The sequence below is a fragment of the Rhizobium sullae genome (assembly GCF_900169785.1).
Lineage (GTDB): Bacteria > Pseudomonadota > Alphaproteobacteria > Rhizobiales > Rhizobiaceae > Rhizobium > Rhizobium sullae.
In genome coordinates this window covers 85,530-101,673 of the sequence record NZ_FWER01000010.1, presented here as the reverse complement: position 1 = coordinate 101,673, position 16,144 = coordinate 85,530, and the positions used below count along the sequence as shown (strand labels likewise).

At 58.0% G+C, this 16,144-nt stretch carries 17 protein-coding genes; 3 read left to right on the top strand and 14 right to left on the bottom strand.

From position 1 onward, the window contains the following. The first annotated feature begins 40 nt into the window (after positions 1-40). Positions 41-361 (top strand): thioredoxin, encoded by a 321-nt coding sequence (gene trxA, locus BN1800_RS11295; RefSeq protein WP_086997466.1) that lies wholly within the window; start codon positions 41-43, stop codon positions 359-361. Between the two features lie 48 nt (positions 362-409). On the opposite strand, the gene BN1800_RS11290 is transcribed toward trxA, so the two are convergent. From BN1800_RS11290 to BN1800_RS11250, 9 genes are all read right to left on the bottom strand, one after another. Next, positions 410-1,762: a bifunctional folylpolyglutamate synthase/dihydrofolate synthase gene (locus BN1800_RS11290; protein ID WP_086997463.1), complete on the bottom strand. Its 1,353-nt coding sequence runs from the start codon at positions 1,760-1,762 to the stop codon at positions 410-412. 27 nt (positions 1,763-1,789) lie between these two features. Next, on the bottom strand, positions 1,790-2,692 hold the full coding sequence (gene accD, locus BN1800_RS11285) for an acetyl-CoA carboxylase, carboxyltransferase subunit beta (protein ID WP_027512286.1): 903 nt from the start codon (positions 2,690-2,692) through the stop codon (positions 1,790-1,792). Between the two features lie 39 nt (positions 2,693-2,731). Next, positions 2,732-3,571, bottom strand: coding sequence for a tryptophan synthase subunit alpha (gene trpA / locus BN1800_RS11280; protein ID WP_027512285.1), 840 nt, complete (start codon positions 3,569-3,571; stop codon positions 2,732-2,734). A 5-nt stretch (positions 3,572-3,576) separates the two neighbouring features. Further along, complete coding sequence (trpB, locus tag BN1800_RS11275) at positions 3,577-4,797, bottom strand: tryptophan synthase subunit beta (protein WP_086997460.1); 1,221 nt, start codon at positions 4,795-4,797, stop codon at positions 3,577-3,579. Positions 4,798-4,799: 2 nt separating this feature from the next. Further along, positions 4,800-5,468 (bottom strand): phosphoribosylanthranilate isomerase, encoded by a 669-nt coding sequence (locus BN1800_RS11270; protein WP_027512283.1) that lies wholly within the window; start codon positions 5,466-5,468, stop codon positions 4,800-4,802. 77 nt (positions 5,469-5,545) lie between these two features. After that, a complete protein-coding gene (locus BN1800_RS11265) occupies positions 5,546-6,310 on the bottom strand; it encodes a M48 family metallopeptidase (RefSeq protein WP_027512282.1) in 765 nt (254 codons plus the stop codon). Between the two features lie 94 nt (positions 6,311-6,404). Continuing rightward, positions 6,405-6,839: a DUF2852 domain-containing protein gene (locus BN1800_RS11260; RefSeq protein ID WP_086997457.1), complete on the bottom strand. Its 435-nt coding sequence runs from the start codon at positions 6,837-6,839 to the stop codon at positions 6,405-6,407. Positions 6,840-6,983: 144 nt separating this feature from the next. Next, positions 6,984-8,255 (bottom strand): polyhydroxyalkanoate depolymerase, encoded by a 1,272-nt coding sequence (locus BN1800_RS11255; RefSeq protein WP_027512280.1) that lies wholly within the window; start codon positions 8,253-8,255, stop codon positions 6,984-6,986. A 201-nt stretch (positions 8,256-8,456) separates the two neighbouring features. Beyond that, positions 8,457-9,299, bottom strand: coding sequence for a fumarylacetoacetate hydrolase family protein (locus BN1800_RS11250; RefSeq protein WP_027512279.1), 843 nt, complete (start codon positions 9,297-9,299; stop codon positions 8,457-8,459). Positions 9,300-9,531: 232 nt separating this feature from the next. On the opposite strand from BN1800_RS11250, the gene BN1800_RS11245 reads away from it, so the two are divergent. Next, on the top strand, positions 9,532-10,125 hold the full coding sequence (locus tag BN1800_RS11245) for a nitroreductase family protein (RefSeq protein ID WP_086997454.1): 594 nt from the start codon (positions 9,532-9,534) through the stop codon (positions 10,123-10,125). Positions 10,126-10,181: 56 nt separating this feature from the next. Here BN1800_RS11245 and gyrB read toward each other — a convergent pair whose 3' ends face one another. The 5 genes from gyrB to BN1800_RS11220 all read right to left on the bottom strand — a co-directional run bounded on the left by gyrB (position 10,182) and on the right by BN1800_RS11220 (position 15,505). After that, positions 10,182-12,617, bottom strand: coding sequence for a DNA topoisomerase (ATP-hydrolyzing) subunit B (gyrB, locus tag BN1800_RS11240; RefSeq protein WP_086997450.1), 2,436 nt, complete (start codon positions 12,615-12,617; stop codon positions 10,182-10,184). Between the two features lie 134 nt (positions 12,618-12,751). Then, on the bottom strand, positions 12,752-13,129 hold the full coding sequence (locus BN1800_RS11235; RefSeq protein WP_086997447.1) for a helix-turn-helix domain-containing protein: 378 nt from the start codon (positions 13,127-13,129) through the stop codon (positions 12,752-12,754). After that, entirely contained in the window at positions 13,126-13,689 is a 564-nt protein-coding gene (locus tag BN1800_RS11230; RefSeq protein ID WP_086997444.1) for a Smr/MutS family protein, read from the bottom strand. The genes BN1800_RS11235 and BN1800_RS11230 overlap by 4 nt, the downstream gene beginning before the upstream one ends. After that, a complete protein-coding gene (gene mltA / locus BN1800_RS11225; RefSeq protein WP_086997441.1) occupies positions 13,689-14,807 on the bottom strand; it encodes a murein transglycosylase A in 1,119 nt (372 codons plus the stop codon). Before mltA ends, BN1800_RS11230 begins: the two co-directional genes overlap by 1 nt. After that, positions 14,804-15,505 carry a Tim44/TimA family putative adaptor protein gene (locus BN1800_RS11220; RefSeq protein ID WP_086997438.1) on the bottom strand — a complete coding sequence of 234 codons (702 nt, stop codon included), beginning with the start codon at positions 15,503-15,505 and terminating at the stop codon, positions 14,804-14,806. The genes mltA and BN1800_RS11220 overlap by 4 nt, the downstream gene beginning before the upstream one ends. A gap of 126 nt (positions 15,506-15,631) precedes the next feature. Between BN1800_RS11220 and BN1800_RS11215 the strand changes: the two genes are divergently transcribed. After that, positions 15,632-16,141, top strand: coding sequence for an FxsA family protein (locus BN1800_RS11215; protein ID WP_027512272.1), 510 nt, complete (start codon positions 15,632-15,634; stop codon positions 16,139-16,141). The last annotated feature ends 3 nt before the right edge of the window (positions 16,142-16,144 follow it).

Here is a 16,144-nt window from a genome sequence, read left to right as displayed (position 1 = left end):
ACATGTGGATCAACAGTAAATTCCGCTAAAGGAGCAGCCTATGGCTACCGTGAAAGTCGATATCAACAACTTCCAGTCGGAAGTTCTGGAATCTGCAGAACCCGTCGTCGTTGATTTTTGGGCTGAGTGGTGCGGTCCGTGCAAGATGATCGCTCCGAGTCTCGAGGAAATTGCGATCGAACTTGCCGGCAAGGTTAAGGTCGCCAAGCTCAATATTGATGAAAACCCGGAACTGGCAGCTCAGTTCGGCGTCCGCTCGATTCCGACGCTTGCCATCTTCAAGGCTGGTGAAGTTGCCGATATCAAGGTTGGCGCTGCTCCGAAGACCGCTCTTTCGAGCTGGATTTCGAATGCAGCTTAATTTTTGATTGCATACTGAATGAAATAGCCCGGCTTCGACCGGGCTATTTCATTTGGGGGGCGTTCCATTGTCAGCAAGGACATCGCCGACGAGATAGAGAGAGCCGCCGATCAGGATTCGCGGCGGCGGAACCTGCGGATCAAGGGTTTCCTTGATCACGTCCAACGCTTCACCGACTGTGGACATCGGCTCGGCGACAAGGCCTGCATCATAGGCAGAATTTGACAGAACCACGGGATCGATCATCGCGTCGCTGCCGCGGATCGGCACGCAGAAGACCTTTTCCGCAAGGCCTACGAAGGCCTTGAAATAGCCGATCGGCTCCTTGGTATTGATCATGCCGGTTATGAGGTAGAGCGGACGCGGCTGCTTCTCTTCGAAATTTGCCATCGCTTCCGCGATGACTTCGCCGGCGCCGGGATTGTGGCCCCCATCGACCCATATCTCGGCACCGGGCGGAGCGTGTGCGATCAGGTTGCCTTCGGTCAGCCGCTGGAGGCGGCCAGGCCATTCGACGGAATTCATAGCCTTTTCCATCATCGCTTCAGTGACGACGAAACCCGCTGCCTTGACAGCGCGGATTGCGGCCGCTGCGTTGGCATATTGATGGCGGCCCGGAAGCCGCGGCAATGGCAGGTCGGCAAGACCGAATTCGTCCTGATAGACGAGGCGGCCGTACTCCTCATGCGCCACGTAATCTTGGCCGAAGACGGCAGTCGGGCAATGCAAGCGCTCGGCAGTCGCCATCAGCACATCCAGGACCGCGTCATATTCCTGATGGCCGATCACCACGGCATGGCCGGCCTTCATGATGCCGGCCTTTTCGGCCGCGATCAGTTCGACGCGGTCACCAAGATAGGGCTGGTGGTCGAGCGAGATCGGCATGATGACCGAAACAGCCGGATCGGAGATGACGTTTGTGGCGTCGAACCGGCCACCGAGGCCGACCTCAATGATTGCCGCATCGGCTGGGTGCTCGGAAAAGAGCAGGAAAGTGACGGCCGTCAGGATTTCGAAAACCGTAATTTTCTGCCCGGCATTGGCTTCTGCGACGCGCCGGAGCGCGTCTGCGAAAACCGCGTCGTCAACCAGCTGGCCGCGACCGTTCTCGATACCGATTCGATAACGCTCATGCCAGTTGACCAGATGCGGCGAGGTATGGACGTGAACGGCGTAGCCGCCGGCTTCCAGCAGCGCGCGGCAAAAGGCAGTAACTGAACCCTTGCCATTCGTTCCGGCGACATGGATGACACACGGCAGCCGGTTCTGCGGGTTGCCGAGAACTTCGAGAAGGCGAGTAACGCGATCGAGCGAAAGATCGAAGCCCTTGGGATGCAGTCCCATCAGCTTGTCGATCTCCTGCGCTGCTTCACTCACTGCGGTCTGGCCTCTGGGTATCATTCAGCACCCCGCCCAAGCAGGTTTTAATCAAGCGCTCGCTGCGATTGCAATCGCGCCGCCATTCGTCGCAACCGAGTTAGCAGGCTTCCTGGTTAGGATGCTCAGCACACGCGCAAGCGTTTCGGGAATATCGTGCCGTTTGATGACCATGTCGACCATGCCGTGCTCGAGCAGATATTCCGAGGTTTGGAAACCTTCCGGCAGCTTCTCGCGGATCGTCTGCTCGATGACGCGCTTACCGGCGAAGCAGATCTCGGCACCCGGCTCGGCCAGATGAAGATCGCCCAGCATGGCGTAGGAGGCGGTAACGCCGCCCGTCGTCGGGTTAGTGAGAACGACAATGTAGGGCTGGCCTGCTTCCTTCAGCATGTCGACTGCCACGGTGGTGCGCGGCAACTGCATCAGCGAAAGGATGCCTTCCTGCATTCGCGCGCCACCGGAGGCCGGGAACATCACCAGCGGGCACTTTTCGGAAATCGCGCGCTCGAAGGCTCTGACGATCGCCTCACCGGCAGCGAGGCCGAGCGAACCGCCCATGAAATTGAACTCGTGCACGACGGCGACGAGCTTCAGTCCACGGACCTTGCCAACGCCAGCGAGGATCGTGTCTTCCTGTTCGGTCTTGAGACGACTATCCTTCAGGCGATCCGTGTATTTCTTGGAATCGCGGAACTTCAACGGATCCTGCGCGACCTTCGGCTGCGGCAGCGACTCATATTCGCCCTTATCGAAGAGGTCGGCAAGGCGTGCCTTTGCAGGCATCTTCATGTGATAGCCCGAAGCCGGAATGACCCACTTGTTGTCTTCCAAATCCTTGTGGAAGACCATCTCGCCCGTTTCCGGGCACTTGATCCAGAGGTTCTCCGGCACTTCGCGACGGCCCAGCATGGAATTGATGCGCGGGCGAACGTAGTTGGTGATCCAGTTCAAGTCGAAAACTCCTGATTGACTACAGCCAATGTGGGGACACTATTCGGCAGCAACAAGGCGCGCCGAACGTGCCCCGGATGAAAGACCGCGAACGAGGGTGGCCACGGCCTGGACTGTGTCCGCTGTAGCCTTCCCATCCCTAGTCAGGCTTGTCGCCACCTGATTGACAATGGCCGTACCGACGACGACACCATCGGCCGAGCTGCCGATGACCTTGGCATGATCGGCCGTCTTGACACCGAAGCCGACGCAGACGGGCAGATTGGTGTGCTGCTTGATGCGTTTCACGGCCCCGGAAACCAGCGAAGGATCCGGTAGAGCAGAACCGGTGATGCCGTTCATAGAGACGTAATAGACGAAACCGGATGTGTTCTTCAAAACCGTCGGAAGACGCTTCTCGTCGGTCGTCGGAGTGGCCAGACGGATGAAGTTGATGCCTTTCCGGATTGCCGGAATGCAGAGCTCGTCGTCCATTTCCGGCGGAAGATCGACGACGATCAGGCCATCGATGCCGGCAGCAATCGCATCGTCAAGAAATTTCTCAACGCCGTAGATGTAGATAGGATTGTAGTAACCCATCATAACGATCGGCGTCGTACTGTCACTTTTGCGGAAATCGGCGGCCAGCTGCAGCGTTTTCCTGAGCGTCTGTCCGCCCTTCAGCGCGCGCTGGCCAGCCATCTGGATTGCCGGGCCATCGGCCATTGGGTCGGAGAACGGCATGCCGAGTTCGATGATATCGGCGCCGGCTTCCGGCAGCACTTTCATGATGCCGAGCGAGGTTTCGTAGTCCGGGTCACCACCCATGAAATAGGTCACGAGCGCCGGACGGCCTTCAGCCTTCAGATCGGCAAAGCGTTTATCCATACGTGCGGTCATGCTTTTTACACACCCATTCCCAAAATCTTGCCGACGGTGAAGATATCCTTGTCGCCGCGGCCGGAGAGGTTCATCAGGATGATCTCGTCCTTGCCCATCTTCGGCGCACGCTTGATGACTTCGGCCAGCGCATGCGACGGCTCAAGCGCCGGAATGATGCCCTCCAGGCGCGTCAGCGTCTGGAAAGCATCGAGCGCTTCGTGGTCCATGATCGGCACGTATTCGACGCGGCCGATGTCGTTCAGATAGGAATGCTCGGGGCCGATGCCGGGATAATCGAGACCGGCCGAGATCGAGTGGCCTTCCTTGATTTGGCCGTCTCCATCCTGGAGCAGGTACGTGCGATTGCCGTGAAGGACACCCGGCGAGCCGGCTGTGATCGAGGCGCAATGTTCATCGCCTTGCAGACCCTTGCCGCCGGCTTCAACGCCGACAATCTTGACGCCTGCGTCATCCAGGAACGGATGGAAGATGCCGATTGCATTCGAACCGCCGCCAACCGCCGCGATGATGAGATCGGGCAGCCGTCCTTCGGCTTCCAGCATCTGCAGCTTGGCTTCCGTGCCGATGACCGCCTGGAAATCGCGAACCATTTCCGGATAGGGGTGCGGGCCGGCTGCGGTGCCGATCAAATAATAGGTGTCATCTACATTGGTGACCCAGTCGCGAAGGGCCTCGTTCATCGCATCCTTCAGCGTGCCGTGACCTGCCGTTACCGGCTTCACTTCAGCGCCGAGGAGCTTCATGCGGAAAACGTTCGGCGCCTGACGCTCGACGTCGGTCGCACCCATGTAGACTACGCAGGGAAGGCCAAAGCGGGCGGCGACCGTTGCAGAGGCAACGCCATGCTGGCCAGCGCCGGTCTCGGCAATGATGCGGGTCTTGCCCATGCGCTTGGCAAGCAGGATCTGGCCGATGCAATTGTTGATCTTATGCGAACCCGTATGGTTCAGCTCTTCGCGCTTGAAATAGATCTTCGCACCGCCAAGCTCGGCTGTCAGGCGCTCAGCGAAATAAAGCGGGCTCGGGCGGCCGATGTAGTGGCTGCCAAGATGTTTCAATTCCGCCTGGAATTCCGGATCGTCCTTTGCCTTGTTCCATTCGTCCTGCAGATCGAGGATCAGCGGCATGAGCGTTTCGGCGACGAAACGGCCGCCATAAATGCCGAAACGGCCGTCCTCATCGGGGCCGGAACGGAAGGAATTGGGTTTTAGCGTCTGGTTCACTCTCAACTCCTTGAGGCCGTTTCAGGCTCGCAAGCCCTCTCGACCGCATCGAAAAAATCATCGATCATGGCAACGCTCTTCACGCCGGGCGCGCTTTCGACGCCGGAGGAGCCGTCGATACCCGGCGCTTTGGTGATCGCCAGCGCTTCGGCAATGTTGTCCTTGTTCAGCCCACCGGAAAGCATGTAATCCACGCCGTCGTCAAGCCAGCCGAGCAGACTCCAATCGAAGGAAACCCCGTTGCCGCCGGGTAGTTCGGATCCTTTCGGCGGTTTGGCGTCGAACAGAAACCGGTCAGCAATCCCAATATAAGCCTCAACCGGCTTCAGATCATCGGCGCTGCGAATGGAGAATGCCTTCATGATTGGCAGACCGTAGACGGCTTTTATCGTCAAGACGCGTTCCGGGCTCTCATTACCGTGAAGCTGGATCATGTCCGGCTTCAAAAGCGCGACGATTTCATCGAGTTCGTCATTGGTCGGATCAACTGTGACGGCGACGATCTTCGCTTTGCCGCGGACAGGATCGGCAAGCTTTCCGGCAAGATCCGGCTCGATATAACGCGGGCTCTTCTCGAAGAAGATAAAACCGATATGGCTCGCGCCGCGATTCACCGCGCGATCGATCGCTTCAGCGCTCTTCAGGCCGCAGATTTTGATATCGGGTTTCATGGCAGCGGAGTGACACGAAAAGGCAAAAGAGTCGAGCCAATTTGCGACTGAGGCTTTAATTTACCGCGGCTATGCGCTCAATCAAAGTCAATTGCGTGAAGCTGGCTTCCGTAGCGCTTCAGCCAGGATTTCGCCTCTTCCATATGTGGGCAGAGCTTTTCGCAGAGCGCCCAGAAACGCGGGCCGTGATTCATTTCCTTGAGGTGCGCGACTTCGTGGGCCGCCAGATAATCGATCACTGAGGCCGGCGCCATGACGATGCGCCAGGAAAAACTCAAGTTTCCTTCCGACGAGCATGAGCCCCAGCGGCTGCGGGTGTCTTTGATGGAGATCGATTTGACCGGCGCTTGGATCGAATGGGCGTGGAAGCGGGCGAGCCGCTCGAGGTCGGCCCGCGCCTCCTTCTTCAGAAAGGTTGCGATCCGGCGGCCAAGATGTTCCGGTAGGCCACTGACCCTGAGCATATGCCGGCCATCGACCATGACCGCCTCGGTCAGGCCGCGCAGACTGCCCGTGTGTTCGATCCGGTGCTTGACGCCCCGGAGCAGAATTTCACGGCCGTCACAAAGCGCGCTGTCGATGGAGAACTTTGCCAGTTTCGTCAGCAGCCATCCCTGATGACGATCGAGGAAGGCATTGACCTCGCGCTGCGCAAGGCCCTTCGGTACCGTCATTTTCAGCGCCCTGCCGCCGGGCTCGATACGCAGCGTAATGCGGGTTGCGCGATCATGATGCTTGATCGTGAGCGGCATCAGCCTGCCTGCAACGTCCAGCGTCCGCGTTTCGGGCGGAGCAGGTTTTCGCGCAACGGTACGTCTCGGTTTGGAAAGGAGCGGAAACATAAGTGCTTTTTCTATACGATTCGCAGCTAATCCGGCATAGAAAAAGAAAAACCGGCATCGTTGATGCCGGTTTGCTGATCATCTACTGACACCGTTAAGGCGTCTGATATTCGGCAGCGGGTCCGTTGTCATTGCGCTTTGAATTCTTGCGGTCGCGCATGAAACGGTCGAACTCTTCCTGATCCTTCGCGCGGCGAAGCTCGCGCATATAGGTATCGAATTCCTCACGCATTTCATCGAGCTTACGACGCTCTTCCTCAATACGGTCAAGCTCGGCCTTCCGCCAATCGTCAAAGGCGACGTTGCCGGTCGAAAAATGCGGGCGGTAGCGGCCATGCGAACGGCGGCAGCCGGCAAAGAAGCCGTCGGTCGCGTTATTCGCATCGCGCTTGAAACCACGAAGGCGGTCGCCGAAGATGATATAGGCAAGCATGGCCAGGCCCAGAGGCCAGAAGACCACGAAGCCGAGCACCATCAACGCAACGGTGGCCGGAGTCCAATCCGGGCGAAGCAATGCTGACTGGTTCATCGTGCGTTATCCTCGCTTTCTGCGCCCGGCGGAATACCGAACGCTGAAAATCGATGTGGTAACCGCCAGCCAGCCCTTCAAGACGATTGCCCGCGAAATCGGACAAGGCCTTGAACGAGCAGCATTAAATCAGCATCCTCTAACTCAGGCGGATTTGCCGCCCCTGATGACGCGCTTTACGGCCGGCTTTCCTGAGCGAGAGTGTTCGCGGACGAAGTTGACGATACGCGGCGCGATCTCGCTACGGAAGCGTGATCCGTTGAAGACGCCGTAGTGGCCGACGTCCGGTTGAAGGTAGTGCATGCGCATGTCGTCCGGGATGTTGATGCAGATCGTCTGCGCCGCCTTCGTCTGGCCCACACCGGAAATGTCGTCGTTCTCGCCCTCCACGGTCAGGAGCGCAACATTGCGGATTGCGGCCGGATCGACGCGCTTGCCACGATGGATCAACTCTCCCTTCGGCAGAGAGTGCTTCATGAAAACCTGATCGACCGTCTGCAGGTAGAATTCCGCGGTCAGGTCCATCACGGCAAGATATTCGTCATAGAAATCGCGGTGCTTTTCGGGCTCGCCGTCATTCTTCACGAGATGCATGAAGAACTCCTTGTGAGCGATGACGTGGCGGTCGAGGTTCATCGACATGAAGCCGGAGAGCTGCAGGAAGCCCGGATAGACCGGGCGCATGAAGCCAGGCTGCGGCCACGGCACATTCATGATTGCGTTTTCGGCAAACCACTCGAGCGGCCTTTCCTCTGCGAGTTTATTGACCGCTGTCGGATTGATGCGTGTATCGATCGGCCCGCCCATCAGTGTCATCGAAGACGGCGATAGCGGATCATTTGCCTCTTCCATCACCGCAGCCGCCGCCAGAACGGGCACGGAGGGCTGGCATACCGCAACGACATGCGTATCAGGGCCGAGGAAATGCAGCATCTCGATGACGTAATCGACATAGTCGTCGAAATCGAAAGTGCCTTCCGTCATCGGCACCATGCGGGCATCGATCCAATCGGTAATAAAGATATCGGCGCTCGGAAGCAGCGCTTCGACTGTACCGCGAAGCAGCGTTGCATAGTGACCGGACATCGGCGCAACGATTAATATTCGGGGATCGCGGTGACCGGACGGCGTGTTGCGCGCAAAATGCAGAAGATTGCAAAAGGCGCGCGACCAGACGATCTCTTCGCGCACTGCGACCTTCCTGTCGCCGACGACTGTTTCCTTCAGTCCGAACGCCGGCTTGCCGTAGCGGCGCGTCGTCCGCTCGAACATTTCGAGACTTGCGGCTATCGCGCGGCCGTACGGCGTTTGCGAAAATGGATTGAGCGGGTTGGCATAAACAAGCCGCATCGCATCGGCGGCAGCGCGGAACGGCGCCATCGCAGCATGGTTCAATTCATAGAGCTGATAAAACATGATTTGCGCCACCTTTCTTTTGCGGAAAGGACAGCGCCGTCAGGCAAGCCATCCACTTCTTTCCATCGTTTGCGGGCACTTCAATTGAGAGTAACAGGCTTTTGCTGCATAGCAACATAGGCATCCGCATCGCAAAAAGAAATGCCGGAAATGTGATTCCCGGCATATGATACACTCACAATTGTTAAAGATCGGACAGTTTCAGCGATCCGCGACAAAGGTCTGCTTCTGCGTGCCGAGGCCTTCGATTCCAAGTTCGACGACATCGCCAGCCTTGAGGTAACGCGGCGGCTTCAAACCCATGCCGACGCCCGGCGGCGTACCGGTGGAAATCACATCGCCCGGATGCAGCGACATGAATTGGCTGAGATAAGAGACCAGATAAGCGACCCCGTAGACCATCGTCCTCGACGACCCGCTCTGCATCGTCTCGTCGTTGACCTTCAGCCACATGCCGAGATTCTGCGGATCGGCGATCTCATCCTTTGTAACGAGCCAGGGGCCGATCGGGCCGAAGGTGTCGCAGGATTTGCCCTTAGTCCACTGGCCGGAGCGTTCCGTCTGGAATGCGCGCTCCGAGACATCATTGGAGACGCAATAGCCGGCAACGTAGTCCAGCGCTTCGGCTTCGGTGACATATTTTGCTGTCTTTCCGATGACAACGCCGAGTTCAACCTCCCAATCGGTCTTTTCCGAGCCTCGCGGGATGACGACGTTGTCGTTGGGGCCGACGATCGCGGAGGTGGCCTTCATGAAAATGATCGGTTCCGGCGGAACCGTTGCGCCAGTTTCGGCAGCGTGATCAGAGAAATTTAGGCCAATACAGATGAATTTCCCGGTGCCCGCAACACAGGCGCCAATACGGCCCGGAGTCAATTCCGGGAGGCTCTTCGTGTCGAGCGCTGCGATCTTTGCAAGACCTGCCGGCGAAATCGCTTCACCACCGACGTCGGAAACATGCGCCGAAAGATCGCGGATCTTGCCATCGGAATCGAGTAGCGCCGGTTTTTCACGGCCCGGTTCGCCAACGCGCATCAACTTCATAAAAATCTCCTCCTCATCGAAAACGGACTCCATCACCTATGAACCAGTCGACTAAGCGTGTCATTACGGCTTTTTGCTGAAGCGGTACGCATTGTTAAAAATTTCGCCGGAACTGAATTGGCGCCGGTTGAATGAAATGAGAAGCATCTGCGGCAATGGGTTTGCTTGCAAAGCTCTCGTGGGCGGGCAATATCATTCGCTCCAGCGCGCTCAACCAATATCCGGAAACACGATGACCGAAGCCAATAGCCGCACATCCGAATACCCTATCGATGCGATGTTTCTCGATCGCTGGTCGCCACGTGCTTTCACCGGCGAAATCATAACCGAAGAGCAATTGCTGACGATCCTGGACGCAGCGCATTGGGCGCCATCTTCCAGCAATCAGCAGCCCTGGCGCTTCATCTACGCTCTTAAGGGCACGGTACATTTCGAGAAGCATCTTGGCCTGCTCGTCGAATCGAACCAGGAATGGGCAAAGAATGCTTCTGCATTGATCTTCGTTATCTCACGCAGTTTCAGCGGCGATTTCTCGGAGAACAAACCGCGCTATACCCATTCGTTCGACGCCGGGGCCGCGTGGGGGCATCTCGCCATGCAGGCACGCTTTTCAGGCTTCTACGCCCACGGCATGGGCGGAATCAAACACGATGAGATCAGGCAAACCTTCGCTATCCCGGAAGGCTATCGCGTCGAGGCCGGCATAGCCATCGGCCGCCTTGGCGAGAAAAGCGTTCTATCAGAACGCAACCAGGCACGCGAAGTGCCAAGCCAGCGCATGCCGCTTGCCGAGGTGGCCTTCAACGGAAAATTCATTGCCAATTGACCCTGCCGAAACAAAAAGGCGCTCCAGTGAGCGTGCCTTTTTGCACGAGAAATCAATTAGATATCAAGATTTGCAACGCTGAGCGCGTTATCTTGAATGAATTCGCGGCGCGGCTCGACTTCGTCGCCCATCAGCCGGGCGAACAGGCCATCGGCATCCGTCGCGTCGTTGACCTTGACCTGTAGCAGCGAACGGGCGTTCGGGTCGAGCGTCGTCTCCCAGAGCTGTTCGGCATTCATTTCGCCAAGGCCCTTGTAGCGCTGCATCGTCAGTCCCTTGCGGCCGCTGGCAAAAATTGCATCGAGCAGAGCGCGCGGACCGGAAATCTCGGTGTCCCCGTCGCGGCGCGAAAGCGCCGGCGGGGTCTGGTAGATTTCTTTGAGGCGCAACGAGAGCTGATCGATGTGACGCGCGTCCTGCGAGCCGATGAGCGCCATGTCGAGCACGACGGCTTCCTTGACGCCGCGCACCATTCGCTCCAGCCGCAACCCGCCTTCGCTGGTCAGGTCGCCTTCCCAGCCGCGCTCGGTTTCCTCGGCGATGATATCGAGACGCTTGGCAACATCATCTGCAAGCCGTTCGGCCCTTGCGCGATCGCTGACTGCTTCCGCGTTCATGGCCCCGGCGATTGCCGCCTGCTCAACGACAGCGCGGTTGTAGCGAGAATGCAGGTTTTCGAGCAACGCGCGCAAGCGCAATGCATCGAGAATGACTTCACGGAGATCCTGGCCCGTACGGACTTCGCCGCTTCCGAGCTTCAGCGCCGCCTCCTCGAGGCCCTGACCGATCAGATAATCCTCCAGCGCCTTTTCGTCCTTCACGTACTGAACGGACTTACCGCGAGAAACCTTATAGAGCGGCGGCTGGGCGATATAGAGGTGACCGCGCTCGATCAGCTCCGGCATCTGACGGAAGAAGAATGTCAGCAACAGCGTACGAATGTGGGCGCCATCGACATCGGCATCCGTCATGATGATGATCTTGTGGTAGCGAAGCTTATCGGCGTTGAACTCATCCTTGCCAATGCCGGTGCCGAGTGCCGTGATCAGCGTGCCTATTTCCTGGCTCGACAGCATTTTATCGAAGCGGGCCCGCTCGACATTGAGGATCTTGCCTCGCAAAGGCAGGATTGCTTGATTTTCACGGGAACGGCCTTGCTTCGCAGAGCCACCCGCAGAGTCACCCTCAACGAGGAATACTTCCGACTTTGCCGGATCGCGCTCGGAGCAATCGGCGAGCTTGCCGGGCAACGAGGCGATATCGAGCGCACCCTTGCGACGCGTCAGTTCACGGGCCTTACGAGCCGCTTCGCGGGCGGCGGCGGCTTCAACGACCTTGCTGACGAGCACCTTGGCTTCACTCGGGTGCTCTTCAAACCACGTGCCGAGCGCTTCATTGACCAGGCTTTCGACGACCGGACGAACTTCCGAGGACACCAGCTTGTCTTTCGTCTGCGACGAGAACTTCGGATCCGGCACCTTCACCGAAAGGACAGCCGTCAGGCCCTCGCGGCAGTCTTCGCCCTGAAGTGTAACTTTCTCCCTCTTGGTAATGCCGGAGCTATCGGCATAGGAGACAACTTGGCGCGTCAGCGCGGCGCGAAAGCCGGCCATGTGCGTGCCGCCGTCGCGTTGTGGAATGTTGTTAGTGAAACACAGGACATTCTCGTGGTAGCTGTCGTTCCACCACATCGCGACTTCGACGGTAATTCCATCCTTTTCGCCGCGGATAGAGACAGGCTTATCGACCAGCGGTTTCTTGGCACGATCGAGATAGGAGACGAAGGCCTCAAGGCCGCCGTCGTAAAGCATCTCTTCTTGCCTGATGTCGGAATGGCGCTTGTCAGTCAGCAAGATGCGAACACCGGAATTCAGGAAAGCAAGCTCGCGCAGGCGGTGCTCCAGCGTGCCATAGTCGAAATCCGTCATCGTGAAGGTTCCGGTGCTCGGCATAAAGCTGACTTCCGTGCCCGTATCGCTACCCGCGTCACCTGTCACCTTGAGCGGCGCATCAGCGACGCCATGTGTGAAGCTCATTTCATAGATCTTGCCCTGGCGGCGGATTTTCAGTTTCAGCCAGACGGAAAGGGCGTTAACTACCGAAACACCGACGCCATGCAGGCCGCCGGAAACCTTGTAGGAATTCTGATCGAATTTACCGCCGGCATGAAGCTGCGTCATGATGACTTCGGCTGCGGAAACGCCTTCGCCGGTGTGTATGTCCGTCGGAATACCACGGCCGTTGTCGGTCACCGTAACTGAGCCGTCGGGGTTGAGCGCGACGGTGACGATGTCGGCGTGGCCAGCCAGCGCCTCGTCGATCGCATTATCGACGACTTCATAAACCATGTGATGCAGGCCGGAACCGTCGTCGGTATCACCGATATACATGCCGGGGCGCTTGCGCACGGCATCAAGGCCCTTGAGGACCTTGATGGAATCCGCGCCATATTCGGTATTAACGCCGTTTTCCGTCGCTGGTGTATCGGTCATACTGTCTTTGAATTTCCCTGTTGTAAGCGCCTGAATTCGCGTCGCGAATCACCAGCCTTTTTCATTCCGGAATATAAGGTTTTTGAGCACCATTCCCAATGGTAGAGCCTGCTAATCGGGCATAAAGCAGGGGATTATGACGCTTTTCCGTCAGCTTTGCCGAGATTTTCAAGCATAGCCGCTAGCTCGGCCAAAGCTGCCCTGTCAAGGTCGCGAATCCGGGCCGCCAAACGATTGGTAAACGCCGTATATTCGGGGGGCAGACCCGAGGTATCGATCACTACGCGCGGGTCCGATGCGCGGGCGAGCAGGAAGAGTTCTTCGGCTTCATCCCAGATGATGTTGAAATAGCCGGCGATCCGCTGAAGCAGGTCGAAGGTCGGCATGCCGCGCTTTCCGTGTTCGAGTGCGGAGAGATAGGCGGGCGAGACATTGAGCGCCGCTGCCATCTGCTTCTGCGATACGCCCTTGCGGACCCGAAGCTTTCGAACCGCTTCACCGAACGGCGTCATGACCTGTCCCCCTGCCGCCGGGAGAGCCGGATATAAAGCGCCCCCTCGCCGCCGTGGTGCTGCGCAGCCGCTTCGTAAGACGAAATCAAATAGCGGAACTCCGGCTTCGAAAACCAAAACGGAACGGCCCGTTTCAATGCGCCTTCGCTTCCCATCGAACTGCCCTTGCCGGTGATCACCAGCACATGCCGCATGCCGCGCTCATGCGCGCGGATGAGGAAATCGAGAAGCATGACATGCGCTTCGCTTTGCACCAGGCCGTGGAGATCGATACGCGCCTCCAGTGCCAGCCTGCCTTTGGCGATCTTACGTTTGACTGGCCGCTCCAGCGGATGATGGGTGCTGGAAGGCTGCTTCGCTGCTGGGCGGGGGATTGCGGCTTGCGCTTCCATTTCGGCAGACGATTTCTGCTCGGCATCCCCAACCTCGGTTTCGGCTTTCGCCAGAAAGGCATCAAGTTCGGTGAGCTCGCCTTTTTTTCCGGCAAGCGGTCGCGTGCTGCGCGCAACTTTGCCCCACAGAATTCGCTCGTCCGTGCTGAGCTTGCGGTCCCTCGTCATCAGCCGAACCTTCCAGCCGCAGCGTTCGGAATCAAGATGGCAAAGTCTGCGTCGTTGCGCACCGTACCCGCCAGTTCGCCCGCTTCATCGCCGGAACCCGTAAAAATATCGCCACGCGCAGGACCAACGATCGCGGAGCCAGTGTCCAAGGCAAGCATCAAACGCTGGAACGGCCTCCCCTTATCAAGGTGTGTCAGGCTTTCAGAGCGGATGAAGAAGGGAAAGCCGAAGGTATGTATCAGGCGGTCGACCGCAAGTGATCGTCCGGCCAGCAACGGCACTTTCGCTGCTGCAACCGGTCCAGCTTCGGAATCGGCAACCGGCGCCTCGCGAAAGAAAATATAAGATCGATTGTGCCAGAGAACCTCATCGACCTGTTCTGGATGCGCTGCGAGCCACGCGCGGATCGACTGCATGGAGATATTCGCACGATCGATTTCACCGCGATCGACCAAGAGCTTGCCAATGGCAGAGAAAGTATGTCCGGCCTTTGCCGCATATGTGATCCGTGCCGTCCGTCCATCCGGATAGCGCAGACGTGCCGCACCTTGCACATGCACGAAGAAAACATCGACCTTGGATTTGGCCCAAGCGATTTCAAGGCCTCGGCCGTCGAGAAAGCCTTGGTCGATCGCCTGTCGGTCGGGATAGCCGCTTATCTCTCCATCCTCGAGGCGGCCGAAGGCATAAGATGAATCGAGGCCTGCGGGGCGGTTGCTATTGTCCAGCTCGATCAGATCGTCAGGCCGTCTGTAGAAGGGGAAGCGATAGGTGGAACCAGGTTTGCCGGAAACGGCGATCTCCGGCTCGTAAAAGGCCGTAACGAAACCCCGCCGGCCGTCGCCTCTTCTGATGAGAAACGCCCGACAATTCTGTTCAAAGAAGGATCGCGCCTCGGAAGCCGAGGCGGGTTTCGCATTTCGGGCGGCTTGTAGCAAAGGCAAAAGATCATCGGCGCTCAGGCCCAGCGATCCGGTACGGTAAGGTTTCCTGCCGGCAATTTGGCGGCGGCAGGTTTCCATGACTTCAAAAAGGCTGGAGGGATCATCATCCCTCCAGCCTTTGAGTTCATCGAAATCGACAGCTTGCAGAACGAAGTCCGCTTTATTGTCACTCATGTTTCCGATTCGGTTGCCACGAGCTTCCAATTGGGGTCGCGCGAGCGCGTATCACGAGCGAAGGTCCAGATGTCATTGACCTCAGCTACGTTCTCGGCATCGCCCTCTATCAGCTTGTCGGCCTTGTCATAGGTCGCGGAGATCAGCTGGCTGGCGATACGGACCGTAATCTGTGCCTCGCTGCCTCTGGCTTCCGCCTGAGTGATGTCCGCCTTATCGATGCCGACGAAGGTGGATTTCACCTTCTCGCCCTTGGCCTCGCGATCCGCGATCGCCGCGTCAAAACCTTCATAAACCTCGCGGGACAAAAGATTCTTCAACGTTTTTCTGTCGCCGTCGGCATACGCCATGACGATCATTTCGTAGGCCATTTTCGCGCCGTTCAGGAATTCCTTTGGCTCAAAGGACGGATCGACCTTACTGAGTGCGCGCAGAGATTCATTGAGCGGCGTGCCGGCAGGCGCGAAAGCGTCGATCGCCGCGAAGCGATCTTCCTCTTCTGCGGGCGTATCACGGCGGGGTAGCGTTACGACCTTGCCGGCATCGGAATGCTCAGGACCGGCGGCATCGCGCGGCGTGAAAAGATCGCGCGGCGGCTTCTCATTTCCCGTGCGGCGCCCGAGAACACTGCGGAGCTGAAAAAAAATCAGCACCGCAGCCACAAGGAAAAACAAAGTGATGAAGTCGTTTGAACTCATATCGTCCCGCAGCCGCCGTTAACATCCATGATTTGTACTCCCATATAGGCCGCATATACAGATGATTCAAATAGCCGCAATCTCGCGATTGCGATCGAGGCCCGGCAAACGCCGGTTGGAGAGACGATGCGACTTGCAATGCTTCCAGGTTTTGTTCTTTTGTTGCCGCTGGCCGAGATAGCGGGCTTCGTGATCGTCGGGCGCGCTATCGGCCTGCTGGCGACCCTTGGCCTCGTCGTGCTGAGTTTTGCAATCGGCATGGCTCTGCTTCGCCGCCAGGGAATCGGCATTCTGCAGCGTATGTCTGCCGAGGGGCGAACCGGCGTAATGCCGGGCCGGGACCTTTTGCGGCCGGCCATGCTCGTCATTGCGTCGCTGCTTCTCATGGTTCCGGGATTTATTTCGGATGTCATCGCCATCCTGCTTTTCATCCCCGCCATTCGTGACCTTGCCTGGAACTACATCCGCAAGCGATTCGTTATCGTTGGAACGAAGAAGGGCTTTGCGGCATCGCAATCATCCGAATCCGGCAACCGATCCAAGCCGGACTCAAAAGTCGTCGATCTTGATGAGGACGACTACCGCCGCGAGCCGAACAAAGATTCTCCTTGGTCCGGCAAGCGGCTTGGCGAGTAGAGA